Origin of the sequence: Flavobacterium sp. UBA7663 (assembly GCF_002483315.1) — a bacterium.
Taxonomy (GTDB): domain Bacteria; phylum Bacteroidota; class Bacteroidia; order Flavobacteriales; family Flavobacteriaceae; genus Flavobacterium.
The window spans coordinates 120905-145460 of the sequence record NZ_DLHR01000012.1; the positions used below are offsets into that span (position 1 = coordinate 120905).

General features: G+C 32.8%; 23 protein-coding genes and 1 tRNA gene. 15 read left to right on the plus strand and 9 right to left on the minus strand.

The features are described from left to right. Positions 1-49 precede the first annotated feature (49 nt). The 3 genes from purL to B2741_RS03215 form a co-directional block, all read right to left on the minus strand. Positions 50-3715 (minus strand): phosphoribosylformylglycinamidine synthase, encoded by a 3666-nt coding sequence (gene purL, locus B2741_RS03205; protein WP_291135391.1) that lies wholly within the window; start codon positions 3713-3715, stop codon positions 50-52. 165 nt (positions 3716-3880) lie between these two features. Next, positions 3881-4513, minus strand: a complete 633-nt coding sequence (locus tag B2741_RS03210; RefSeq protein ID WP_291135393.1) for a DUF1579 domain-containing protein — start codon at positions 4511-4513, stop codon at positions 3881-3883. Positions 4514-4532: 19 nt separating this feature from the next. Continuing rightward, on the minus strand, positions 4533-6092 hold the full coding sequence (locus B2741_RS03215; RefSeq protein WP_291135395.1) for a hypothetical protein: 1560 nt from the start codon (positions 6090-6092) through the stop codon (positions 4533-4535). 304 nt (positions 6093-6396) lie between these two features. Here B2741_RS03215 and B2741_RS03220 point away from each other — a divergent pair, with 304 nt between their 5' ends. The 4 genes from B2741_RS03220 to B2741_RS03235 all read left to right on the plus strand — a co-directional run bounded on the left by B2741_RS03220 (position 6397) and on the right by B2741_RS03235 (position 8805). After that, the gene (locus B2741_RS03220; RefSeq protein WP_291135397.1) at positions 6397-6822 is read left to right on the plus strand and encodes a hotdog fold thioesterase; all 426 of its coding nucleotides are present in this window, start codon (positions 6397-6399) and stop codon (positions 6820-6822) included. Continuing rightward, positions 6822-7856, plus strand: coding sequence for an isochorismate synthase (locus B2741_RS03225; protein WP_291135399.1), 1035 nt, complete (start codon positions 6822-6824; stop codon positions 7854-7856). The genes B2741_RS03220 and B2741_RS03225 overlap by 1 nt, the downstream gene beginning before the upstream one ends. 58 nt (positions 7857-7914) lie before the next feature. Next, positions 7915-8631, plus strand: a complete 717-nt coding sequence (gene bshB1, locus B2741_RS03230; RefSeq protein WP_291135401.1) for a bacillithiol biosynthesis deacetylase BshB1 — start codon at positions 7915-7917, stop codon at positions 8629-8631. A 98-nt stretch (positions 8632-8729) separates the two neighbouring features. Next, positions 8730-8805: transfer RNA gene (locus B2741_RS03235), tRNA-His, on the plus strand. Between the two features lie 55 nt (positions 8806-8860). On the opposite strand, the gene B2741_RS03240 is transcribed toward B2741_RS03235, so the two are convergent. Continuing rightward, positions 8861-9787 (minus strand): SIMPL domain-containing protein, encoded by a 927-nt coding sequence (locus B2741_RS03240; RefSeq protein ID WP_291135403.1) that lies wholly within the window; start codon positions 9785-9787, stop codon positions 8861-8863. 163 nt (positions 9788-9950) lie between these two features. Here B2741_RS03240 and B2741_RS03245 point away from each other — a divergent pair, with 163 nt between their 5' ends. Together B2741_RS03245 and B2741_RS03250 are read left to right on the plus strand one after the other, a co-directional pair. Beyond that, positions 9951-10853, plus strand: a complete 903-nt coding sequence (locus tag B2741_RS03245; protein ID WP_291135405.1) for a hypothetical protein — start codon at positions 9951-9953, stop codon at positions 10851-10853. Between the two features lies 1 nt (position 10854). Next, complete coding sequence (locus tag B2741_RS03250; RefSeq protein ID WP_291135407.1) at positions 10855-11397, plus strand: hypothetical protein; 543 nt, start codon at positions 10855-10857, stop codon at positions 11395-11397. Positions 11398-11468: 71 nt separating this feature from the next. On the opposite strand, the gene B2741_RS03255 is transcribed toward B2741_RS03250, so the two are convergent. The 3 genes from B2741_RS03255 to B2741_RS03265 are packed head-to-tail and all read right to left on the minus strand — an operon-like array spanning position 11469 to position 13169. Continuing rightward, complete coding sequence (locus B2741_RS03255; RefSeq protein ID WP_291135409.1) at positions 11469-12035, minus strand: YceI family protein; 567 nt, start codon at positions 12033-12035, stop codon at positions 11469-11471. Between the two features lie 32 nt (positions 12036-12067). Further along, entirely contained in the window at positions 12068-12700 is a 633-nt protein-coding gene (locus tag B2741_RS03260) for an NAD(P)H-dependent oxidoreductase (protein ID WP_291135411.1), read from the minus strand. 16 nt (positions 12701-12716) lie between these two features. After that, complete coding sequence (locus tag B2741_RS03265) at positions 12717-13169, minus strand: MarR family winged helix-turn-helix transcriptional regulator (protein WP_291135413.1); 453 nt, start codon at positions 13167-13169, stop codon at positions 12717-12719. Positions 13170-13295: 126 nt separating this feature from the next. On the opposite strand from B2741_RS03265, the gene B2741_RS03270 reads away from it, so the two are divergent. Both B2741_RS03270 and B2741_RS03275 read left to right on the plus strand, forming a co-directional pair. Continuing rightward, on the plus strand, positions 13296-13604 hold the full coding sequence (locus tag B2741_RS03270) for a rhodanese-like domain-containing protein (RefSeq protein WP_153199205.1): 309 nt from the start codon (positions 13296-13298) through the stop codon (positions 13602-13604). A 302-nt stretch (positions 13605-13906) separates the two neighbouring features. Next, complete coding sequence (locus tag B2741_RS03275) at positions 13907-14746, plus strand: alpha/beta fold hydrolase (protein WP_291135415.1); 840 nt, start codon at positions 13907-13909, stop codon at positions 14744-14746. 268 nt (positions 14747-15014) lie between these two features. Here the strand turns inward: B2741_RS03275 and B2741_RS03280 are convergent, their stop codons facing one another. Both B2741_RS03280 and B2741_RS03285 read right to left on the minus strand, forming a co-directional pair. After that, on the minus strand, positions 15015-15434 hold the full coding sequence (locus B2741_RS03280; RefSeq protein WP_291135417.1) for a hypothetical protein: 420 nt from the start codon (positions 15432-15434) through the stop codon (positions 15015-15017). A gap of 292 nt (positions 15435-15726) precedes the next feature. Next, positions 15727-16404, minus strand: coding sequence for a Crp/Fnr family transcriptional regulator (locus B2741_RS03285; protein WP_290820215.1), 678 nt, complete (start codon positions 16402-16404; stop codon positions 15727-15729). Between the two features lie 109 nt (positions 16405-16513). On the opposite strand from B2741_RS03285, the gene B2741_RS03290 reads away from it, so the two are divergent. From B2741_RS03290 to B2741_RS03320, 7 genes are all read left to right on the plus strand, one after another. Then, a complete protein-coding gene (locus B2741_RS03290; protein WP_291135420.1) occupies positions 16514-18889 on the plus strand; it encodes a heavy metal translocating P-type ATPase in 2376 nt (791 codons plus the stop codon). A gap of 90 nt (positions 18890-18979) precedes the next feature. Next, positions 18980-19174, plus strand: coding sequence for a cbb3-type cytochrome oxidase assembly protein CcoS (gene ccoS, locus B2741_RS03295; protein ID WP_291135422.1), 195 nt, complete (start codon positions 18980-18982; stop codon positions 19172-19174). Between the two features lie 3 nt (positions 19175-19177). Continuing rightward, on the plus strand, positions 19178-21349 hold the full coding sequence (ccoN, locus tag B2741_RS03300) for a cytochrome-c oxidase, cbb3-type subunit I (protein ID WP_291135424.1): 2172 nt from the start codon (positions 19178-19180) through the stop codon (positions 21347-21349). A 5-nt stretch (positions 21350-21354) separates the two neighbouring features. Then, a complete protein-coding gene (locus B2741_RS03305; protein ID WP_133607121.1) occupies positions 21355-21525 on the plus strand; it encodes a CcoQ/FixQ family Cbb3-type cytochrome c oxidase assembly chaperone in 171 nt (56 codons plus the stop codon). Positions 21526-21619: 94 nt separating this feature from the next. Beyond that, the gene (locus B2741_RS03310; RefSeq protein WP_291135426.1) at positions 21620-22564 is read left to right on the plus strand and encodes a cbb3-type cytochrome c oxidase N-terminal domain-containing protein; all 945 of its coding nucleotides are present in this window, start codon (positions 21620-21622) and stop codon (positions 22562-22564) included. A gap of 65 nt (positions 22565-22629) precedes the next feature. After that, complete coding sequence (gene ccoG, locus B2741_RS03315) at positions 22630-24048, plus strand: cytochrome c oxidase accessory protein CcoG (protein ID WP_291135428.1); 1419 nt, start codon at positions 22630-22632, stop codon at positions 24046-24048. Between the two features lie 17 nt (positions 24049-24065). After that, positions 24066-24515, plus strand: a complete 450-nt coding sequence (locus B2741_RS03320; RefSeq protein WP_291135430.1) for a FixH family protein — start codon at positions 24066-24068, stop codon at positions 24513-24515. The last annotated feature ends 41 nt before the right edge of the window (positions 24516-24556 follow it).

Sequence of the window (24556 nt, forward strand, 5' to 3'; positions counted from 1 at the left end):
GTTTTTTTTGTATAAAAAAAGCTCTCAGTGTATGAGAGCTTTTCTTTTACTATTTCTTATTTTCAATCCATTTTCTGGCATTTACAAAAGCTTCTAACCAAGGTGAAACTTCGTCTTTTTGGCCTCTTTCTGGATAATGTGCCCAGTTCCAAGGGAAAGTTGAACGCTCAATGTGTGGCATCATTACTAAATGTCTTCCAGTAGTATCACACATCATAGCGGTGTTGAAATCAGAACCATTTGGATTGGCTGGATAACCTTCGTAAGCATATTTAGCTACAATGTTATATTTCTCTTCTGAATAAGGTAACTTGAATTTTCCTTCTCCGTGTGAAATCCAAACGCCTAATGTAGTTCCTTCTAACGTTGATAACATCACCGAATTATTTTTCTGAACCGTTACCGAAGTAAAACCACTTTCGTGTTTGTTCGAAGTATTGTGGTGCATTTTTCCGTGAACTTCGTGTTCTGGATTAATCAATTCTAATTCCATTAATAATTGACAACCATTACAAATTCCCACAGATAGCGTGTCTTCGCGTTTGTAGAAGTTTTTCAATGCAGTATTTGCTTTTTCGTTGTATAAAAACGCTCCAGCCCAACCTTTAGCCGAACCTAAAACATCTGAATTCGAAAATCCTCCAACTGCTCCGATGAATTGAATATCTTCCAATGTTTCTCTTCCCGAAATTAAATCGGTCATGTGTACATCTTTAACATCAAATCCAGCTAAATACATAGCATTTGCCATTTCTCGTTCTGAATTACTTCCTTTTTCGCGAATAATAGCTGCTTTTGGTCTAGGTTTTGACCCATCAATTACAGGTAGTTTTCCATTAAAATGCGATGGGAAAGTGAATTGTAATTTTTGATTTTTGTAATTATCAAAACGTGCTGCAGCCATTCCGTTTTTAGCTTGTTTCGAATCTAAAAGGAACGATGTTTTAAACCAAGTATCTCTTAACGTTGAAATACTAAATGTCAAACTATCATCACCATTGATAATCGTAAACGCATCGCCATCGATAGCTGAACCAATTTTGAAAATCTCTATATTATGTTGTGCGAAAGTTGATTCGACTTCAGCATTCGCTTGGAAAACAACTCCAATATTTTCATTAAATAAGGCTTTAACTGTATCTTTTTCACCTAAAGAAGTCAAGTCGATTAATGCGCCTAATTTATCATCTGCAAAACACATTTCTAATAAAGTTGTGATTAAACCACCGCTTCCAATATCGTGTCCTGCTTTAATTTTTCTGTCTTTAATTAAATCTTGTAAAACGTTGAATGCTTTTTTAAAGAATTCCGAGTTTTGAATCGTTGGAACATCATTTCCAATTTTATTCAATACCTGAGCAAATGAACTTCCACCTAATTTAAACGAATCTTGCGATAAGTTGATGTAGTAAATATTACCGCCATTTCGTTGCAAAACTGGTTCTACTACTTTAGTGATATTTGAACAATTTCCAGCTGCCGAAATAATAACGGTTCCTGGAGCAATTACTTCATCATTTGGATATTTTTGCTTCATTGAAAGCGAATCTTTTCCTGTTGGAATATTAATTCCCAATTCGATAGCAAAATCCGAACAACCTTTTACGGCTTCATATAAACGAGCATCTTCACCTTCATTTTTACAAGCCCACATCCAGTTAGCTGATAACGAAACAGATTTCATTCCTTCTTTTAAAGGAGCCCAAACAATATTTGATAAAGCTTCCCCAATCGCAGTTCTTGAACCCGCTACCGGATTTACTAAAGCTGAAATAGGTGAGTGCCCAATTGAAGTAGCAATTCCTTCTTTTCCTTTGAAGTCCAATGCCATTACACCAACATTGTTTAAAGGTAATTGTAATGGACCCACACATTGTTGTTTGGCAACACGTCCGCCCACACAACGGTCAACTTTATTTGTTAACCAATCTTTGCAAGCTACTGCTTCTAATTGTAAAACTTGACTTAAGTAGCTTCCTATATTTTCTTTTGAATATTCTAAATCTGAATAGTTTGTAGCAACGGTTTTATCCGTCATAATGGTTTTTGGCGAACTTCCGAAGAAATCTTCCAAAGCATAATCCATTGGTTTTAAACCAGTTGATTTTGATTCGAATGTAAATCTATGATCATTAGTTACATCTCCCACTTGATACATAGGAGAACGCTCTCTGTCGGCAATTCTTTGTAAGGTTTCGATGTCTTTTTCACCAATAACCAATCCCATTCTTTCTTGCGATTCGTTTCCGATGATTTCTTTTGCTGAAAGAGTAGGGTCGCCAACAGGTAATTTATCTAAATCAATTAATCCACCAGTTTCTTCCACTAATTCAGATAAACAATTCAAATGTCCACCTGCACCATGATCGTGAATGGAAACAATTGGATTGCTATCGCTTTCTACCAAACCACGAATGGCGTTGGCAGCACGTTTTTGCATTTCTGGATTCGAACGTTGGATAGCATTTAATTCAATTCCTGAACCAAAAGCACCTGTATCTGCTGAAGAAACTGCAGCACCACCCATTCCAATTCTATAATTTTCTCCACCTAAAATAACGATTTTATCCCCAGCAGTAGGTTTCTTTTTAATCGCTTGATCTAATTTTCCGTAACCAATTCCACCTGCTTGCATGATAACTTTATCGTAACCAATTTTACGATTGTTTTCTTCATGCTCGAAAGTTAAAATAGAACCCGTAATTAAAGGTTGTCCAAATTTATTTCCAAAATCTGAAGCTCCGTTCGAAGCTTTAATTAAAATATCCATTGGTGTTTGGTACAACCAAGGTCTTTCGTTCATTCCATTTTCCCAAGGACGTTCTTCTGCCAAACGAGAATAAGAAGTCATATAAACTGCTGTTCCTGCTAAAGGTAACGAACCTTGTCCACCTGCTAAACGGTCACGAATTTCTCCTCCTGAACCGGTTGCAGCTCCGTTGAAAGGCTCAACTGTTGTTGGGAAGTTGTGTGTTTCTGCTTTTAAAGAAAGAACCGAATCAAATTCCTTTTCTTGATAGAAATCAGGTTTGTCAGCGCTTTTTGGTGCGAATTGCGTTACTTTCGGACCTTTAACAAAAGCTACGTTATCTTTATAAGCCGAAACAATATCATTTGGATTTGTTTCAGATGTTTTCTTAATTAATTTGAATAATGAAGTTGGTTTTTCTTCGTCATCAATCACAAAAGTTCCATTAAAAATTTTATGACGACAGTGTTCTGAATTGGCTTGTGAGAAAGCAAAAATTTCAGAATCGGTTAATTTTCTACCTAATTTTGTAGAAAGATTATCTAGATATTCAACTTCTTCTGGACTCAATGCTAAACCTTCTGATTTATTGTAAGCGTCAATATCTTCAATATCCAAAATAGGTTCTGGTTGGATATTAATTGTATAAATTTCTTGATTTAATTCCGAATACTTTTGAGAAAGCATTGGATCGAAATCATTAAAATCGGCAGCTACTTTTTCAAATTCCTCAATGCGAATGATACCCGAAATTCCCATGTTTTGAGTAATTTCTACAGCATTTGTACTCCAAGGCGTAACCATTGCGGCACGTGGTCCAACAAAAAAATCCGACAATACGGATTTTTCTATTTTATGTGCGTTGCCAAAAAGCCAATTTAATTTGTTGATGTCTTCTGATGAAATCTCGTTTTGCGTTTGAACCGCAAAAACCGTGTTGGATTGGTTTCCGAAGAAATGAATCATTGTAGTTGTGTTTTTAGAGATAAGTCAAGACCTATCTGTATGTTTTGTGTTGTTGTTTGAAAGTGCAAATTTATTCTAAAAAGTTAGAAGTTCAAAGTTTTAAGACCGCATAAAAACAAAAAAAGCTGTTCTTTTTTGAACAGCTTAATATTTATTTGTTGAAAACTAAATTTTACGTTTCGAAACTACTTGCATCGACTTGAATTCTTTGCCATCTTCTGAAACATCAAACATTTCCATTTTTTGATTATTGTCGTCAATGTATGTTATAACTTCTTTTACTTTTTTAGCTTTTTTTGTCACAGGATCAACCATTTCGCCATGAAAAGTAGATGTTTTTGTGGCTTCATCATATTTTCCACGAGTAACCATCATTCCAGTTCCCATATTGTCAATCCAAGTTGATACAAATTCTTCCGTTGCATTATCAAAAGCAACTGTTCCTTTTCCTTCAAATGGCATTCCAAACATATCTCCAGAATAAGTTCCTTCTTGATATTTACCACCCATAATCATTTTATAGGTTACGGTAGCAGTAGATTTCATTTCTTGTGGATTATCTGGTGACCAAAACGTTAATTCAGCATCCCAAGTTCCACTATCTTTAGCCAACATTTCATGCGCTTTTGATGGTGTAGCATAATCAGTCCAAGCTTTAGCGACTGTAGCAGAATCTGGTTTTGTTTCGACAGCAACTTCTTCTTTAGTTGTTGTTTCTTCTGGTTTTTGCGCTTCTTCTTTTTTGCAAGAAACGAATGTTAAACCAATAATTAAAAGAGATAAAGAGATTTTTTTCATAATTGTATAGTTTAATTGATTAGTCAAAAGTAGTCCAATTGAAGGCACCCATGTCAGATGGATTAGCTCTTGGATTATTCAAAATATCATTAAAACTAGAGTAGGTATTGTCAGCAGTTCCTCTTGCTGCAGAATCTTCTCCAATAATTAATTCATTGTTTCTTGCATCTTTAAAATCGGGATTATTAACAGTTGAATTGGTAGCAATTAAGCAAGTATCATAAAGAGTAGCATTAGTAAAATCATACAACGGATTATTCGTAAATTGATTACTAAAATCGGCAAATTTGATTAAGCAATGGTCAAAATTGTAAACAAAAGTTGTTCCTTCTTTTTTCAGGTTAATGGCTAAATTACTAGAAGAATGAATAATACAATTTTTGAAATTAGCTTTGGTAAGTGCATAAATCGCATTTCCATCATAATCATCTAATAAAACTGCGGTTTGCGTTGGACTCGGCCAATAATTTGCAAACGTACAATGTGTAAATTCATAACTTCCGCCAAAACTTCCTGCAAAAGAAGCTTGACCACAATTATTGATAACCATGTTTCTTCCTTCAATGTTTCCAGTTCGAGCTAAAAGCCCAACATTTGCACAATTATAAATTTGAGTATTTTCGATATCTAAAGTTGGTGTAGGACTGCCATCATTTCCAGAAACTAAAATTCCAACAGTTGCATTTTTTATCGTTAAATTAGAAATTTGATTGTTTGTACTACCTTGTGTTAGCCAAATGGTTCCCCATTGACCTGGAACTTCAGCAAAATCGGGTTCTAAACGATCACCTTCAAAGATGACTTCGTTTTCTAAGGCTGCGGTTGTTGAATTTGTTCCATTCACATGAATTGAAGCGTTGTTAGCAACAATTAATCCTGATTCAGCATGAAAATGAATTCTTGCTCCAGCATCTACAACAAGTGTTTTGTTTGAAGGAACAGCCGCATAACCATAGATGACATAAGGTTTGGTATTGGTCCAATGTAATTCGTTTCCATTCATTGGATTTGTTTCTTCCAAAAATCGACCACGAATCGTAATAGGATTTCCGTCACCATCAACTCCTAAGTTTAGTTCATCATAAGTATAGGATTCATCTGGATTTTGAACTCTTCCAGGATAAATAAAATAAGCATCTTGAATTAGAGTAACCAATTCCACTTTTTGGTGATTTGGATTCAATTCATCACCAAACAAAATTTTATCAGTATAAAGAAAATCGGTAGGATTTGCATCGGCAACTTCGGCAGTAACGGAAACAAAAATGTACATACTATCTTTTGCCAAGATTTCTACATTTTCAAATACTTGACCTGCTATTCCATCTACCATTAATCGATATTTTGAAGTAGTTCCTTTGCCTAATCGTACAGAAGGAATCGAAATGTTTTTATCACTTCGGTTGTACACTTTTAATGTATAAGTACTTGAACCAATATCAGTAAAAACAGTATCTAAATAAACGGTGTCTTTAGAAAATTCCAAACCACCAGTTCTTGATTCAAAATCAAAATCGTTTCGGCATGAAGTTAATGAAACGGCAAATCCTATTAGTAATAAAAGTAATAAACGACGCATGTAGAGTTAATTTTTGTAAATGTAATTATTAATTTAAATTTTTGAAAATAAACTTTTCGTTTTAACCACATAGAAACATAGATAACCTTTTTGACTGAGTTCATTTTAGTTCAAATATTGAATTATATAGGGCTATGTTTCCTAATGTAAAGTTTGAACGCCTTTAAATTCAATTATAGGACTATGTTTCTATGTGGTAATTATTTTGTTTTATTCAATTTCAGTTGCGTGACAAATATTTATAAAACGTTAAATAACATGAAATATTCTATTCGGAATGTTTAATTTTACAAAAAATAAAGTTATGATGTTTGATAGAGAAAAAATGTTGCAATTGTGTAACGATTGGAGCAAAAATACTTTAATGAATACCTTAGAAATAGTTTACACCGATGCAGGTGAAGATTTCTTAACGGCTACAATGCCAGTAAATCCTAGAGTGCATCAACCCATGGGATTATTACATGGTGGAGCTTCTGTTGCTTTGGCAGAAAGTGTCGGAAGTGCCGCTTCACTAATGTTTGTAAATCCAGAAAAACAAGAAGTTCGTGGTATCGAAATTTCGGCAAATCATTTAAAAAGTAAACGAGAAGGAATGGTTACGGCAACAGCAAAAATCATTCATAAAGGAGCAAGTATTCATTTGTGGGAAATTAGAATTGTAGACGAAGAAGGAAAATTGATTTCGCTTTGTAAATTGACTAATATGGTACTTTCAAGAAGACAATAATGCAAGTTTTCGAAGAAATACAAGCTTTATTATCGCAACAAAAACCGTTTGTGTGTTATGTAAAACCAAATGAAACGGTTTGGAATTTGCTTGCACAAGAAAATGATGGAATCATTGAATTTTCAGGTCAAGCCGGATTTGTATTTATGCCTTTTCATGAAGGAACGCATGTAGTAATTCCGTTTGAAAGCAATTCGTTTTCTCAAGGAAATCTTGAAAAATTAGAGCAAAAATCATCTGAAAATTTCACTACTCAAACAAATCAAAAAGAAGCTTTTGAGAATTTAGTTTCCAAAGGAGTTTCCGCTATTCAAAATGGCGAATTTGATAAAGTGGTTTTGTCTCGTAAAATCATTCTGAAGGAACAAATCTCAATTGTAGAAACCTTTCAGAACTTGATTTCTGCTTATCCAACGGCTTTTTGCTATTTGTTTTTTCATCCAAAAATTGGTTTATGGATGGGAGCAACACCTGAGCAATTAGTAAAAATCAATCAAAATCAGTTTGAAACGGTGGCTTTGGCGGGAACGCAATTGTATTCCGAAAATGTAATTTGGGCAACCAAAGAAATAGAAGAACAACAATTTGTAACCGATTACATTGTTACTAAAGTAAAAGATAAAGTAACTCAACTTATGGTTACTGATGCTAAAACAATTAAAGCTGGAAATTTAGCACATTTAAAATCATTTATTTCAGGAGAATTGACAGCTGATTTTCAGGCGAATAATTTAATAAAAACGTTACATCCTACGCCAGCAGTTTGTGGTTTACCCAAAGAGAATACAATTGATTTCATTCTAAAAAATGAAGGTTATAATCGAAAATATTATGCTGGATTTTTAGGCGAATACAATAAAGACAATCAAACCGATTTATTCGTAAATTTACGCTGTTTAGAAGTGGAAAATGATGTCGTGAATATTTACGTTGGTTGCGGTATCACAAAAGACAGTAATCCTGAAAAGGAATTCATAGAAACTGAGAATAAATCGATGACTATGCGAAATGTTCTAGTGGACAGTGTTCAGTAATCGGTGTTCAGTAAAAAAATCTTAGTGACTTAGTGCCTTCGTGGCAAAATTAAAATATATGAAATTAGACATATTAGCTTTTGGAGCGCATCCAGATGATGTAGAATTAGGTTGTAGTGGCACTATTGCCAAAGAAGTTAGCCTTGGAAAGAAAGTCGGGATTATCGATTTAACTCGTGGCGAACTTGGTACACGCGGTTCGGTTGAAATTCGGAATTCGGAATCGGCTAAAGCTTCTGAGATTTTAGGTGTTTCTGTACGTGAGAATTTAGATATGCGTGATGGTTTTTTTATCAATGATGAAGCTCATCAGTTAAAAGTCATTCAAATGTTACGCAAATACCGTCCCGAAATCGTGTTATGCAATGCAATTACCGATAGACACATCGATCACGGAAAAGGAAGTAAATTGGTTAGTGATGCTTGTTTTTTATCAGGTTTGGTTAAAATTGAAACTGAATTAAACGGAGAAAAACAACAAGCTTGGCGACCAAAAGTAGTCTACCATTACATTCAATGGCAAAACATTACACCTGATTTTGTAGTAGATATTTCTGGATTTCTAGATAAAAAAATGGAATCGGTGTTAGCGTATGGTTCGCAATTTTATGATCCTAATTCTAAAGAACCCGTTACGCCAATTACTTCAAAAACATTTTTAGACAGTGTAAAATACCGTGCTGAAGACCTTGGAAGGCTAGTAGGAGTGGCCTATGCCGAAGGTTTTACAACTGAAAGATATTTGGCAGTCAATAGTTTAGACGATTTGAAATAAAATAGTAGTAAAAAAGTAAAAAAAATCTTTGCAAGATTGTAGGAAACACCTATATTTGCACTCGCAAAAGAATTAAGATTCTCTTGTTCAAAACAAATGGTGATTGTAGCTCAGTTGGTTAGAGCGTCGGATTGTGGTTCCGAAGGTCGCGGGTTCGAGACCCGTCTTTCACCCTTTAAATTAGAAAGCCCTGAATTTTCAGGGCTTTTTTTATGGAATAAACTTTCTTTTAAATCGAAGTATCAATTTTATAATGCATTGTAATGGTCATTACATATTGAATTCCCACTTCAGTTTGGTTGGGATTGATGACTTTGTCAAAACCTGCGCTTGAAATTCCGTCGTAATAAAAAGTCTTATTTTTTCTGGCAATTTTCTTTAAATATGGACTTCTGTTGTTGTAATTGGTTTGAATTTCTGCTGTTTCAAAAGCTTGGTAGGTATTGTATTGTGTTTTTGGGAAAACCGTTGCAAATTCTTCTGTAGCTGTTGGTGTTCCAATGATTCGCTTTCCAAACGCCTTCATGTATCTAATTTTTTTCGCTTCAGCTAAAACTAAGGCTTCATCAAAAAGTGAATTATGAATGGCATCCGTTTCATTGTTGTAATATTCCACTTTTATCACATCATGAATTTCAAAATCGGAAGCCAAAGCAATTATTTTTTCCAAACTATTTACGTTTGAAGTTGAAACGATAATGTTCTTTTTGATTTCAAATCCTTTTTCAATTTGCTCAGAATTCATACCATTTACTTCAAAATCATAAATTTTGGTTTGCGAAATAAAATCGATGTACACATTTTCTTTTTTCACACCCAACGATTTCATTTTTTCGATAAAACCCGTAATTCTTGCCGTAATTTTTTTGCTACAACCAGCAACCGTTTCATCTTCTTCGTTTAAACCAAACGTCATTACAAAGCCATCTGCTTTTTTGTTGAGTAAAATTTTTACAGAAACCGATAAAACATTATCATTGATAGACACTTTACTGTTATTTGGTAACGATTCCTGGTTGTAATTGTTGCCGTTGTAATTGTTTTTTCCATAGACTTGATTGCCACTAATTTGTGCCGAAACACTTAAAACATTTAGTAAAAGTAAAGCAATAATTAGTCTCCGTTTTCCGTTTAGTTGTTGTACTTGCGTTTTCATATTTTCTTGTTTTTTAAATTATTATGGTGCAATAGTACATTCGCAAAACAAATTTTAGTTGGCAAATCAACTTTCCTTTCACTGTAAAGATTTTTCGCTACTTTTACAGTGGTTTTGCAGTAAATAAAATTGAGTAATTGCCTACTTTTGACGCATAAAATTCATGAATCCATTAAACGTATTCTTCCAACTTAAAAACGATGTGCTTTTGACTTATCAGAAGCAATATCCTTATTTTGAAGGAACTTGGAAAACGTTTAGTTCGCAAGACATTCAAAATTTAATCGATTTGATTGCCGTTCAAGTAAAACAAACGGTGAGCGAAAAATGGATTTACACCCATCTAAAATCGGAAACCAATGATAAATTGCCTCGAAAAGATATGTTGGACATTTTATCGCAATTGGTGGGTTATTCGGGTTGGGATGAGTATGTGTTTAAAGCCAAACAAAATGAAATTGTAGTTGCAGCACAACCTAAAAAGAAGCGAAATGTATTTCTGATTGGCATCGTAATTTTAGCTTTGTTTTTGGTCGGATTTATTTCGTATCAAATAATGAAGAAAGAAGAAATTCAAACTATTGAAGTAAAGAATGCATTTACAGAAGAACAAATTAATAGCGATGAAGTAAAAGCGGTAATGATTGAAAATAATATTGAATCGCCAGTTGAAATTATCGATTCAAAAATTCAAATTACAGCAAAAGATAGTACGAAAATTGTTTTGAAAAGTCCGTATTATAAAGAAAAAACGATTGTTATTAATAAAGAAAATACAACGCCAATTACTTTACAGCCTGATGATCATGCCATGATATTGAAAGGTTTTATGAAATCGGATATTAAAGATTGGCAAACCCGAAAAGAACAATTGCAAAAGATTTTAGCCGATGATTTAGAAGTTTTGGTCATGCTAAAAAACGATTTGGGAATAGAATATTTTAACAAGCAAGAATTTTCTGAAAAGTTGATTGTTCCAAGCGTTTCATTAAAAAGAATGAAAGTGATTGACATTCGAAGTAATGAAAAAAATGAGATAAATTTTATACGAATTTTACAAGAATAATATGTTTTTACGAAGTTGTATTTTTCTGTTTTTAGTTGGCACATTTTCCGTTTTTGGTCAAAATGCGAATCCGTCTGCTTCAACGGCAATAAAAGCAAATTTTACGATGGCTTCGGTAAAAGCTTATCAAGAAAGCGCAACATTAAAAGTGGAAGATTATTACCATTATTTAACACTATTTTCTGCCGAAAGCACCTCAGAGAGTTTAAAAAGCGAAATCAAATCGAGTATTTGCAATTTGTTTGAGAACGAAAACAGCACTGTTGTTGATTATACCGCAGAAGAAAAACCAACAATTTCAATTAAGGAGTTGTTAACTAAAATTGAAAATAAGAACTATTTGTTTTCTGTTTCCAATTTTGAGAATTCTATTGTAGCTAATGATTTTTGGACCACACAATACCAATTAACAATTTCGCAAAACGAAAAAACAACGAAATTGCAACTTTTTCAAAAAGTAAGTTTTAAGCCAATAATTAAGATTTTTGGTTCAGCTAAAAAAGAAGTTTGGACTTTGTTTTTAGGCGAAGTGACATTGCCGTAAATAATAAGCACAAAAAAGCCTTGAAGTAATTCAAGGCTTTTGGGTTTTCATAGCAAATGTTTCCCATGTAATTAGAACGCTAACTTAACAGTTAAATCGAAATCGTCATAGATAGTTTTGTCTCCTAAGTCAGAGAAGAAACTTCCTGAACCATATTTGATATCGTATTTAGTTCTGTCTACTTTTAAAGTAGTTGTAGCTGAATTTCCAGCAACAGTTAAGTCAAATTTAATAGATTCTGTTTTTCCTTTGATAGTTAAATCAGCTGTAGCTGAATATACTCCGTTTCCTTTATCACCAATAGATTTGATAACTAAAGTAGCAGTTGGGAATTTTTCAACACCAAAGAAATCATCTGATTTTAAGTGACCATCTAAGTTTGTTTTTCCTTTTCCTGATAAATCAGTTGTATTAATTGTAGTCATGTCAACTGTAAAGTTTCCACCTACTAATTTTTTTCCTTTGAAAATTAAAGCACCTTCTTTTAAAGAAATTGTTCCTTCATGAGCACCTGTTACTTTTTTACCAACCCAGTTGATAGTACTTTTTGAAACATCTACTTTACTTGATTTTTGAGCTGTAGCTGTAAAAGTTACTAATGCTACAAGAGCTAAAGCGATTGATTTGAAATTTTTCATGTTTAAAATTGTTTTAATGTTAATGGTTATAATTAAATAGTAGTAAATAATTCTTGTTTTGGTTTTCTCACTTTTGCATAGTGTTGTGTAGCATCTTCTTCATGACGATATCCAACAGCTGCTACTAATGAAGCGTTTAATCCTAATGCATTGAAACCTAAAATTTCATTGTATTTTTCTGGTTCAAAGCCTTCCATTGGCGTAACATCGATTTTTAATTCAGCAGCAGCATTCATTAAGTTAGCTAAAGCTAAATACGTTTGTTTTGATGTCCAAACAGCCTTTTGATCTACTGGTAATGGAACAATTTTAGATTTCATAAAGTCAGAATATCCTTTTAAATCGTCAACTGACAATCCTCTTGTAGTTGCGATGTTTTGAACATACTCATCAATGTGACTTTCTTGAACGTCTACAATGTTAGCAAATACTAATAGGTGAGAAGCATCTACAATTTGCGATTGTCCCCAAGAAACCGGTTGTAACTTGGCTCTAACTTCAGGATTTTCAATAATAAATACTTTGTATAACTGTAAACCGTAAGAAGAAGTACTTAATTGGATAGCTTCTTTTAAAGTTTCTAAATCAGCTGCTGATACTTTTTTAGCAGCGTCAAATTTTTTGGTGGCATAACGCCATTTTTGATTTTCTATAAAATGACTCATAGTAAATTTTGGGTTTTTAATTTCTAAATTTTTCTAGCAATTCGTTTAACAATTCTAATTCTGCAACACTCAAATTTTTAGAAAAAGATTGCTCGTGAGCTTCTACTAAAGGATCCAATTGTAGTAAAAGTTGCAAACCTTTCTCGGTAATGGTAATTTCCATTTTACGGCGATTGATTGGGCAAATTTCTCTAAGCACTAATTCTTTTAATAACAATTTGTCTACTAAACGTGTGGTATTACTGGTTTTCGCAATCATGCGTTCTTGTATCATACACATATTAGCAGGCTTTCCTTTCTGACCACGTAAAATGCGCAACACATTAAATTGTTCTGGGGAAAGGTCAAATGGCTTTAATATCTCATTAAACTTTTCCGAAATGACATTTTGAGTATACATCACGTTAAGTAATGTTTTCTTTTCCATTGCCATTGGAGTATTCGGTTTTATGATTTCTTCTATTCTCATTTGATGTTGTAAAATTTGTATGTACAAATGTAGTAAATATTTTATTTGTATGTACAAATGTTTAATAAATTTTTGTTAAAATTTTAAAAATGCATTTTTTGATAGTACTTTTGAAAAAAAATAAAGATGACAAACTTAGATCAAAATACGTGGTGGAGCCAGTTTTTGCAAGATGCAAATGGCGTAATAGTAGATGTTCGTACCGAAGATGAATTTAACGATGGTTTTATTCCAGGAGCGATTAATATTGATATTTATAAAGGACAAGGTTTTATCTATAGAGTAGAGGAGTTAGATAAATCGAAAAACTATTATGTGTATTGTGCGGCTGGTGTACGTAGTGCCAATGCTTGTAACGCCATGGAACAATTAGGTTTTGAAAACACTTTTAACTTACTAGGTGGTTTTTCTAATTGGGAAGGACCGACAGAATAAAGAAATCCGCTGAAGAGCGGATTTTTTTTTGTGGGGATGGAATGCAATTCCGCGCTATCGGTTTTTTATGTATCGTTCTGTATAAGTGTGAATTATGTAGTTTTTGTCATAAATTATGTAATGCATTACAATTGTTAGATTAGTAATTTTACAAGTGTATAGGAAATTGATTAAATGTTTTTTAAAGATTTTAATCGAAAATAAATTTCATGTACGACAATTTTGCAAACTGGTTGTTCAATTTAAATCAGAATGTTGCAAAAAGTCTAACTACGCACAAAAAAATATTTAAAAAAAATGCTATGAAAACAGAAATTAAAGGATTCGACTTAACTATTCCAGTTAATAATTTTCATTTATCTTACGATGATGTTGGAGAAGGAAAAATTCCGATAATCTTTTTACATGGTTATCCATTTGATAAAAAAATGTGGCAAGGACAACTCGATTTCTTAGCCTCTTCTTATCGATTAATTGCTTGTGATATTAGAGGTTTTGGAAAATCTACAGATGAAAAAAATGATTTAAGCATTGATTTATTTACTGAAGATTTGATAACTTTTATGGACAAATTAAATATTGATAAAGCTATTATTTGTGGATTATCGATGGGCGGATTTATCGCACTAAACGCTCTCAAAAGATTTCCTGAGCGTTTTCAATCTTTGATTTTATGTGATACCCAGTGCATTGCAGATACGGCCGAAGTAAAAGCAAAACGATATGAAATTATTGATGAAATAAAAAGCCATGGGGCGACCAATTTTAATGAAGGATTTATTAAAAGTGTTTTTCATGAAGACTCACTAACAGATAAAAAGGATTTGGTGGAGCACCTTAGAAACGTTGTCTTTTCTAATTCGGAAAATATTATTATGAAAGGATTAGTTGCGCTTGCTGAACGTACCCAAACTTGCTCTATTTTAAATGAGATAAGTATACCAACATTAATTATTTGTGGTAGAAAAGACGAAGTAACACCTCTTGCTCAATCTGAATTCATGCATGAAAAAATTAAAGGATCAACACTTCAAGTTGTTGAAAATGCTGGACATGTATCAAATCTTGAACAACCTCATGAATTTAACATACATCTCGCTAGCTTCTTAGCTACTTTAAGTGGGATTGATAAGACTTCCTAGATGCCTAAACAAAGATTAAATATATCTCTATGCTTAAGATTATGGCTCTTTCTAAACCAGGTAGTTTATAACGTTGAAGTAAGATAGTTTTCGCTGTTTATTTGTCATGAGTGCCAACGCTTTTAACGCCATGGAACAATTAGGTTTTGAAAATACTTTTAATTTACTAGGTGGCTTTTCTAATTGGGAAGGACCAACAGAATAAAGAAATCCGCTGAAGAGCGGATTTTTTTTTGTGGGTGCGGAATGCAATTCATGCTATCGGGAATTAGTTTCCATAATAATTTTTAATTTTATGATACTCTTCAATTTCTTTTTTGTTATTCTTTTCTGCTTTAGGACTTACTCCTGACCAAAAATTAGTATTATCTTTAATAAGTTGTATTTGATTTGGTAATTTTTCAATTCTTTTGCCTAATTGAAAATGGTTATTAAATTTATAATTCCAAATTACAGTGTGTAACTTATTGTCAATTGCATCGTAAACTACAGGAAAGGATTGTATAGGTTCTTTACTAAGATTTTCAACAAAATCATCTCCATTTGAAGTTGAACATGTGAAATAGTTGTCTCCTACTTTATATATATAGCAAAAGTAATTTGTTTTTCCCTTGTCAATTCTATAATAATGAGCAACTGTTATTGAACCTTGCTTTGTTAATTTATCGCACCATTCAGATCTCCTCATGAATACTATTATTGATATTATCATAAGTAGCCCGAATATTGCTGTAAATTCTTTTATCGTTTTTTCATTCTTCATTTAGAATAAAATTTTATTATTATTGTATTTAATAGCTGATATTATATAATTTGAGAGAGTTTTTTATAACGTTACAATTTTTTATACTATCAATTATTTTAATCTATTCAATTTATTTTTATAAATATCTGATAAACCTCAGTCTTATCTTATTCAAAAATACTAAAAAAATCTTACAATTTCACCCAACAAAAAATCCGCTCTTCAGCGGATTCTCTTATGTTAATCGTTTTAATTTATTTTTATCTAACAGTGTAATCTTCTTACCCGTTAACTCAATATAACCTGATTTATTTAACTCAGATAACAATCGAATACAACTTTCAGTTGCGGTTCCAATCATTCCAGCTAATTCTTCTCTGGATAGTTGAATGTGTAATGAGCCATCTTCGTTTTTACCAAAGGTTTCTTCTAAATATATTAAGGTTTCAGCTAAACGTTGGCGAACGGTTTTTTGTGCCATGTTTACCATGTGATCATCGGCTCCTTTTAAATCGTCGCAAATGGTACGCATCACATTCATCGAAAACTGATTGTTCTGTGTAAAAAACTGCATGACTTCGCTTCTTGGAATAAAACAAACTTCCATATCTTCAAGCGCCACCGCACTCAAATTGGCAGGTTCGTCACTAATCATAGAACGTTGTCCTAATAATTCGCCTGGTTTAACCAATTTTACAATTTGGTCTTTTCCGTTGTCGCTTAACTTAGATAATTTACAAATCCCTTCTTTTACACAGTAAATACCATTGGTTACTTCGCCTTCTTCAAAAATAGGCTCGCCTTTTTTTATAGTATAAGAAGTTTTGCATTCGGCCATGCGTAGCAATTCTTCTTTATTTAAAGCTTTTAAAGAACTAAATTGCCTTACAATACATTGTTCGCATTTACTCATTGAAAGATTTTGTTTAATGTGTTTACAAATTTACAAAATTGTATGACAAATATCATATTTTGAGTTACTTTTATATAAGACATTTGTCAAAGGTAAAATGAGCAAATATATGGACACAGAAAATTGTTTCCATTGTGGTAATGAAATAGTAAAAAAAGACGAAATTCTATTTGACGAAAAGAAGTTTTGTTGCAATGGTTGTAAAACCGTGTACGAAATATTCAGTCAAAATGATTTAACGTGTTATTACGATTTTCAGGCAGCACCCGGCGCCACACCACAAGATATTCAGGGCAAATATGACTTTTTAGACAATGAAGAAATTGTTTCAAAATTATTGGAATTCCAAGAGCGTACAACACATATTGTTTCACTCTACATTCCTCATATACACTGTAGTTCGTGTATTTGGATTCTGGAAAATTTACAAAGACTTCAACCAGGAATAAGTACTTCTCAAGTTAACTTTGGCGAAAAGAAAGTCCGAGTTACGTTTAATCCAGAACAAACTTCTTTAAAAGATATCGTTTACTTATTGAGTTCAATTGGTTACGAACCTTATATTTCTTTAGAAAACTTTGACGAAGGTAAAAAACAAGTTGATAGAAGTTTAATCTATAAAATAGGAGTAGCATTTTTCTGTTTTGGAAATATCATGCTGCTATCGTTTCCCGAATATTTTGAAGTAGAAGAATATTGGATTGATCAATACAGAGGATTTTTCCGTTGGTTGATTTTCGGATTATCGCTTCCTACTTTTATTTATTCGGCTTCTGGTTATTATGTTTCCGCTTGGAAAAGCATGAAATCAGGTTTGTTGAACATTGATATTCCAATTGCTTTAGGAATTGTAGTGATGTTCGTAAGAAGTACAGTCGATATTATATTTGATTACGGACAAGGTTTTTTCGATAGTATGGCAGGATTGATTTTCTTTATGTTATTAGGAAAGTTATTCCAAAAGAAAACATACGATTTCCTTTCGTTTGAGCGCGATTATAAATCGTATTTTCCAATTGCCATCACAAAAATATTACCAAATGGAGAAGAAGAATCGGTTCAAGTGTATGATATTGAAAAAGGGGATAGATTATTGATTCGTAATCAAGAGTTAATTCCAGTTGATGGGATTTTAATTTCCGAAAAAGCTTCTATTGATTACAGTTTTGTAACGGGTGAGGCTGTTCCGATTGAGAAAAAATCAGGCGATAAAGTCTTCGCAGGAGGAAAACAAATGGGAAAAGTTATTGAAATGGAAGTTTTATTTTCAGTTTCAAATAGTTACTTGACGCAATTATGGAGCAACGATGTCTTCCAAAAACGAGTAGAACAACAACACAAAAACATTACGGATAGAATCAGTCGTTATTTTACGCCAGCATTATTGGCTTTATCAGTTGTTTCCTTTATTTATTGGGTTTTTATTGATGTTACCACAGCTTTTAATGTTTTCACTGCTATTTTAATTGTGGCTTGTCCGTGTGCGTTGGCATTAACGGCTCCGTTTACGTTAGGAAATGTGTTGCGAATATTGGGCAATCGAAAGTTATATTTAAAGAACGCTTTGGTTGTAGAACAATTAGCCAAAGTAGATACCATCGTTTTCGACAAAACCGGAACAATTACAACCAATAAGAAAACAGCCATTACTTACGAAGGAACAGAATTAAATACTTCTGAATTAAAACTATTAAAGAACGTTTTACGAGGTTCGAATCATCCTTTAAGTAGAAGATTGTACGAGTTCATTCCGAATCAAGAAAAATTAGAAACTTCAAGCTTCGAGGAAATCATCGGAAAAGGAATTTTCGCCGAAATCGATGGAAATACCGTAAAGTTAGGTTCCTCACAATTTCTAAAAACCATGACCGAAAACACGCATAAGAAAACCAAAGTGCATGTGGAAATCAATGGAGTTTATAAAGGAAGTTACGTGTTCAATAACCAATACAGAAAAGGATTAGAGCAATTATTTGATGATTTATCGAAGCAATACAATTTAGTGGTTTTATCGGGTGATAATGATGGCGAACGTAGTATATTAGAGAAAATGTTGCCAGCAAAAACAACATTAGTTTTCAATCAAAAACCAGAGCAAAAGCTACAATATATTGAACAATTACAAAAAGAAGGTAAAAACGTAATGATGGTAGGCGATGGCTTAAACGATGCTGGAGCTTTAGCACAAAGTAATTTAGGATTATCTATTTCAGAAAACGTAAATGTGTTCTCTCCAGCTTGCGATGGAATTTTAGATGCATCGCAATTTGATAAGATTGCTTTTTATATGCGCTATTCTAAAAACGCTATGAAAACGATTTATATGAGTTTTGGCTTGTCGTTACTTTATAATGTAGTTGGTTTGAGTTATGCAATTACAGGTAAATTAGACCCAATTGTAGCCGCTATCATCATGCCGCTCAGTACAATAACTATTGTAAGCTTTGTGACAATTCTTACAAATTTGTATGCAAGGAAAGAATAAATTGATTAAATTTAAGAAAATTTTAATACATGATAAAAGTCATGTTTTTTCAAAAGGAGTACAAGTAACTTTGTTAACACAATTTAAGGTATGAGTGTCATTTATTTATTAATCACGATCAGTATAGTAGTTGCTATAGCTTTTTTAATTGCTTTTATAAAAGCAGTTAAAAGTGGCCAATATGATGATGACTACACACCATCTGTCAGAATGTTATTTGACGATGAAATTGTAAAAGAAAATCCTAACAAATTAATACAAACAGAAAAACAAAAATCAATCTAATTTATGGAGAAGCAACAATTTTATTACGACAACAAAATTGTAAGGAATTTCATCTACGCTAGTATCGTTTTCGGAGTAGTGGGGATGTTAGTAGGGCTTATTTTGGCTTTCCTATTTTTGTTTCCAAACTTAACGAGCGGCGTTTCGTTTTTAAGTTTTGGACGCTTAAGACCTTTACACACCAATGCGGTCATTTTTGCCTTCGTTGGTAATGCAATGTTTGCTGGTATTTATTACTCGATGCAACGTTTATTAAAGGCAAGAATGTTTAGCGACCTTTTAAGTAAAATTCACTTTTGGGGATGGCAATTAATTATTGTTGCTGCAGCAATATCGTTACCATTAGGGTATTCTACTTCAAAAGAGTATGCAGAATTAGAATGGCCAATTGATATTGCAATTGCTCTTATTTGGGTAGTTTTTGGTATCAACATGATTGGAACCATTATTAAAAGAAGAGAACGTCATATTTATGTAGCCATTTGGTTTTACATTGCTACGTTTGTAACGGTTGCTGTATTACATATTTTTAATAGTTTAGAATTGCCAGTTTCAGCAATGAAATCATATTCGGTATATGCAGGTGTTCAAGATGCTTTAGTACAATGGTGGTATGGTCACAATGCAGTAGCATTTTTCTTAACTACGCCTTTCTTAGGTATGATGTATTACTTTGTTCCTAAAGTAGCAAATCGTCCTGTGTACTCATATAGATTATCAATTATTCACTTTTGGTCGTTAATCTTCATTTATATTTGGGCTGGACCTCACCACTTATTATACACTGCTTTACCAGATTGGGCTCAAAACTTAGGAGTTGTTTTCTCTGTAATGTTGATTGCACCATCTTGGGGAGGTATGATTAATGGATTATTAACATTAAGAGGTGTTTGGGATAAAGTACGTACTGATGCTGTATTGAAATTCTTCGTAGTAGCTATTACAGGTTATGGTATGGCAACTTTTGAAGGTCCAATGTTATCTTTAAAAAATGTTAACGCTATTGCTCACTTTACAGACTGGATTATTGCTCACGTACACGTTGGTGCTTTAGCTTGGAATGGTTTCTTATCATTTGGTATGATCTATTGGTTAATCCCAAGAATGATGAAAACAAAATTATTCTCTGAAAAATTAGCTAACTTCCATTTCTGGATTGGTACTTTGGGTATTATTTTATATTCGCTTCCAATGTATGTAGCTGGTTTTACGCAAGCTTCTATGTGGAAACAATTTAAACCAGATGGTGGTGCTTTACAATACGGAAACTTCCTTGAAACAGTTACCGAATTAATGCCAATGTATTGGATGCGTGCTATTGGAGGTACTTTATATCTTACAGGAGTTATCGTATTAGTGTACAACATTATTAGAACGGTTAGACAAGGTTCTCCAGTTGAAAACGAATTAGTAGAAGCTCCAGCTTTAGCTGTAATTTCTCCAAACCGTTTAAAAGGTGAAAAATTACACTCTTGGTTAGAAAGAAAACCAGTTCAATTCATGTTATTGACTACAGTTGCAATTTTAATTGGAGGTTTAATCCAAATTTTGCCAACGATTTTAGTAAAATCAAATATTCCAACAATATCTGCTGTTAAACCTTATACACCACTTGAATTAGAAGGTAGAGATTTATACATCCGTGAAGGTTGTGTGGGATGTCACTCTCAAATGATTCGTCCATTCCGTTCAGAAGTGGAGCGTTATGGTGAGTATTCTAAAGCAGGTGAATTCGTTTACGATCATCCATTCTTATGGGGTTCTAAACGTACTGGACCAGATTTAGCTCGTGAAGGTGTTAAAGGAAAACCATTCAACGGAGGTAGAGATGATGTATGGCATTTTAACCACATGTACGATCCACAAGGTTTAAATGAGAAATCAATTATGCCAAGATACCAATGGTTAATTAAAGATGAATTAGACAAATCGTCAACTCAAGATAAAATGAGAGCTATGGTTACGTTAGGCGTTCCTTATACAGAAGCAGAGATTAACAATGCACTTAAACACATGGATGAACAAGCTACAAAAATTGAAACTAATTTATTAGCAAATCCTGATATTAAGAAATCATTTGGAGCTCAAACAACATCTCCATTAAAAGATAGAGAGATTGTAGCACTTATAGCTTATTTACAAAGATTAGGTACAGATACTCAAGTTAAAAAATAATAATTATGCTAAAGTTTATTAAACATAATTTAGAAACCATAACGGGAGTAGAAATTTATCCAATTATTTCATTGACCATTTTTTTTACAGCGTTTGTATTGTTCACAGTTTGGGCATTTACATACAGCAAAGAAAAAATCAAGGAAATTAGCGAAATGCCTTTAAACGACGAATAATTATAATTAGAGAGAAACTGATACAACCATGAAGATTTTTTTTGGGTAGTATCGTGGTTGTTCAGGTTCTCATAACATCAAAAAATTTCAACAAATGAAAAAATTAATTCCATCATACGTAAGAGTTCCGTTGCTGTTTGCTTTTGTATTTGCAGCTATGGAATATTTTATCGATTCAGGAGACAGGCCAGCATTTATAAAGTTTCCAATGGTAGCTTTGTTTTTAGGAGTATTCCTGTTTTTATTGATAGCTATCGAAATCGTAATCGATGCTGTTGATAAAGTTACCTATCATTTATTAACTGACGAACAAAAACAACAATTAGCAGATGCTCAATCGGTTTCTTTTACAGAAAGTAAATGGTATCAAAACATAGTAAGTAAATTGACTCGTTCTAAAGAAATGGAAAGAGAAGAGGACATTATGTTAGACCACGATTACGATGGTATCAAAGAATTAGACAATGTGTTACCACCATGGTGGGTATATTTATTCTATGGTACAATTATTTTCGCATTGGTTTATATGGTTCGTTTCCACGTGATGAACGAATATGATCAAGAACAAGAATTTAAAAATGAAGTGGCTTTAGCAGAATTAGAGAAATCTAAATTACCAAAAAGCGCTGCAGATGAAGTGAATTACGAAACTGTTGTTGCAGTAACAGATGCCACAAGTTTAGCAAAAGGAAAAGAAATTTTTACAAACGCTTGTGCAGCCTGCCATAAAGCAGATGGTGGAGGTTTAGTAGGACCAAATTTAACAGATGAACATTGGATTAACGGAGGAGGAATTAAGAATATCTTCAAGCTAATCTCTGAAGGAAGTAAAAATAACCCTTCAATGGTAGCTTGGAAAGGAAATTTATCTTCTACAGATATACAAAGTGTATCAAGTTATATTTTAACATTACAAGGAACTAAACCAGCTGGGGCAAAAGCAGCAGAAGGAGAAGTTTGGAAAGAAACTGCAGAAGCTAAACCAGTAACGGAAGCTGTTGTAGATTCAACAAAAGTTGCAGAACCTGCAAAAAAATAATAAGCTAGTAAAAAAAGGTTTTGGGAATTTCTCAAAACCTTTTTTAAACTAAAAATAAAAGTATTATGTCAAATTTACCAGACGAAAGTTTTAGAGATACTATATCTACCATTAATGCCGAAGGTAAAAGAAATTTTATCCATCCTAAAAAACCTTCTGGACCATTTTATGAAAAAAGAAAACTATTAAGTTATTTTCTTTTGGTTTTTTTAATTGCTTCACCATTCATAAAAATCAATGGGAATCAATTTTTAATGTTCAATGTATTAGAAAGACGATTTAGTATTTTCGGATTTGCATTTTGGCCTCAAGACTTTCATTTGTTTGTAATTTCAATGATTGTTGGAGTAGTAGGATTAACCTTATTTACAGTGGCTTTCGGACGTATTTTTTGTGGTTGGTTTTGTCCGCAAACTATTTTTATGGAAATGGTTTTCAGACGTATCGAGTATTGGATTGATGGCGATAGAGGTGCACAAATACGATTAGCAAAACAAAAGTGGGATGCTGAAAAAATAAGAAAAAGGGTTACGAAATGGATTATCTTTTTTGTTTTTTCATTCTTCATTGCCAATGTTTTCTTAGCGTATTTAATTGGCAGCGACGAGCTAATCAAAATGGTTACCGAAGGACCAGCAAATAATTTAAGTACACTTATTGCCTTATTAATTTTTACAGGAGTTTTCTATTTTGTATTCGCTTGGTTTAGAGAGCAAGTATGTATTATAGCTTGTCCTTATGGACGAATGCAAGGTGTTTTACTAGATAATAAATCAATAAACGTTGCGTATGACCATGTAAGAGGTGAAGGTGCAAGTGGAAGAAAAAAATGGAGAAACGGTGAAGATAGAACCGCAGCAGGTTATGGTGATTGTATCGATTGTAATCAATGTGTAGTAGTTTGTCCAACAGGAATCGATATCAGAAACGGAACGCAATTAGAGTGTATCAATTGCACGGCTTGTATTGATGAATGTGATATCATTATGGAAAAAGTAGGATTGCCAAAAGGATTAATCCGATACGCAAGTGAAGATGAAATTGTAAAGAAAGAAAAATTCAAGTTGACCGTTCGTATGAAAGGTTATATTGGAGTTTTAACTTTGTTAATTGGAGTTTTAATTGGAATGTTGTTTCTACGAAATGATGTAGAAGCCAACTTTTTGCCAATGTCTGGACAAATGTTTCAACAAAATGGTGAAAATATTAGAAATTTCTATACTTATAAAGTAGTAAATAAAACAGAACAAACTTTTGATAAGGTTACAGTCAAGATAGTGAATTACAAAGGTGAAGTAAAATTAGTTGGAAGTCCAGTTATTAAAGTGCCTAAGCAAGGTTTGGTTAGTGGAACATTATATATTGATATTCCAGAAAACTTACTAAAAGACGAAAAAGTACACTTAAAATTAGAATTATATAATGGAGATAAATTGATTGAAGAAACATCAACTAATTTCCAGGGACCTAGAAATTTTAATTAAAAATAAAAATTGCTATTATGAAATTTAATTGGGGAACAGGAATCGTTATTGCTTTTGCGCTTTTTATGACATTTATTTTGTCTTATGTGTACAAAGTACAATCAAATGACAAATATGATCATGAACTAGTAGTAGAAGATTATTACAAAAAAGAAGCATTAGTTCAAGGCGATATTGAAAAACAAGAAAATGCGAATGCATTATCAAGTAAAGTTACTATCGAAAATACTGCGGAAGGCATTAAAATTCAGTTTCCGGCAGATTTCGATTATTCAAAAATAAATGGAAAAGTGTCCTTTTATAGACCGTCAAGTCAGAAATTAGATTTTGAAATTTCGATTTCATTATCTAGTCCACATTTGCTCATACCTAAAAGTAATTTGGCTGGCGGTCTTTGGGACATTTCTATTGATTGGGAATACGATGGTGTAAAATATTTGAATAAAAATTCGTTTAGAATTGATTAAATTGCATTGTTGATTTTTGAACTTGTTCTTGACTTTGAAAT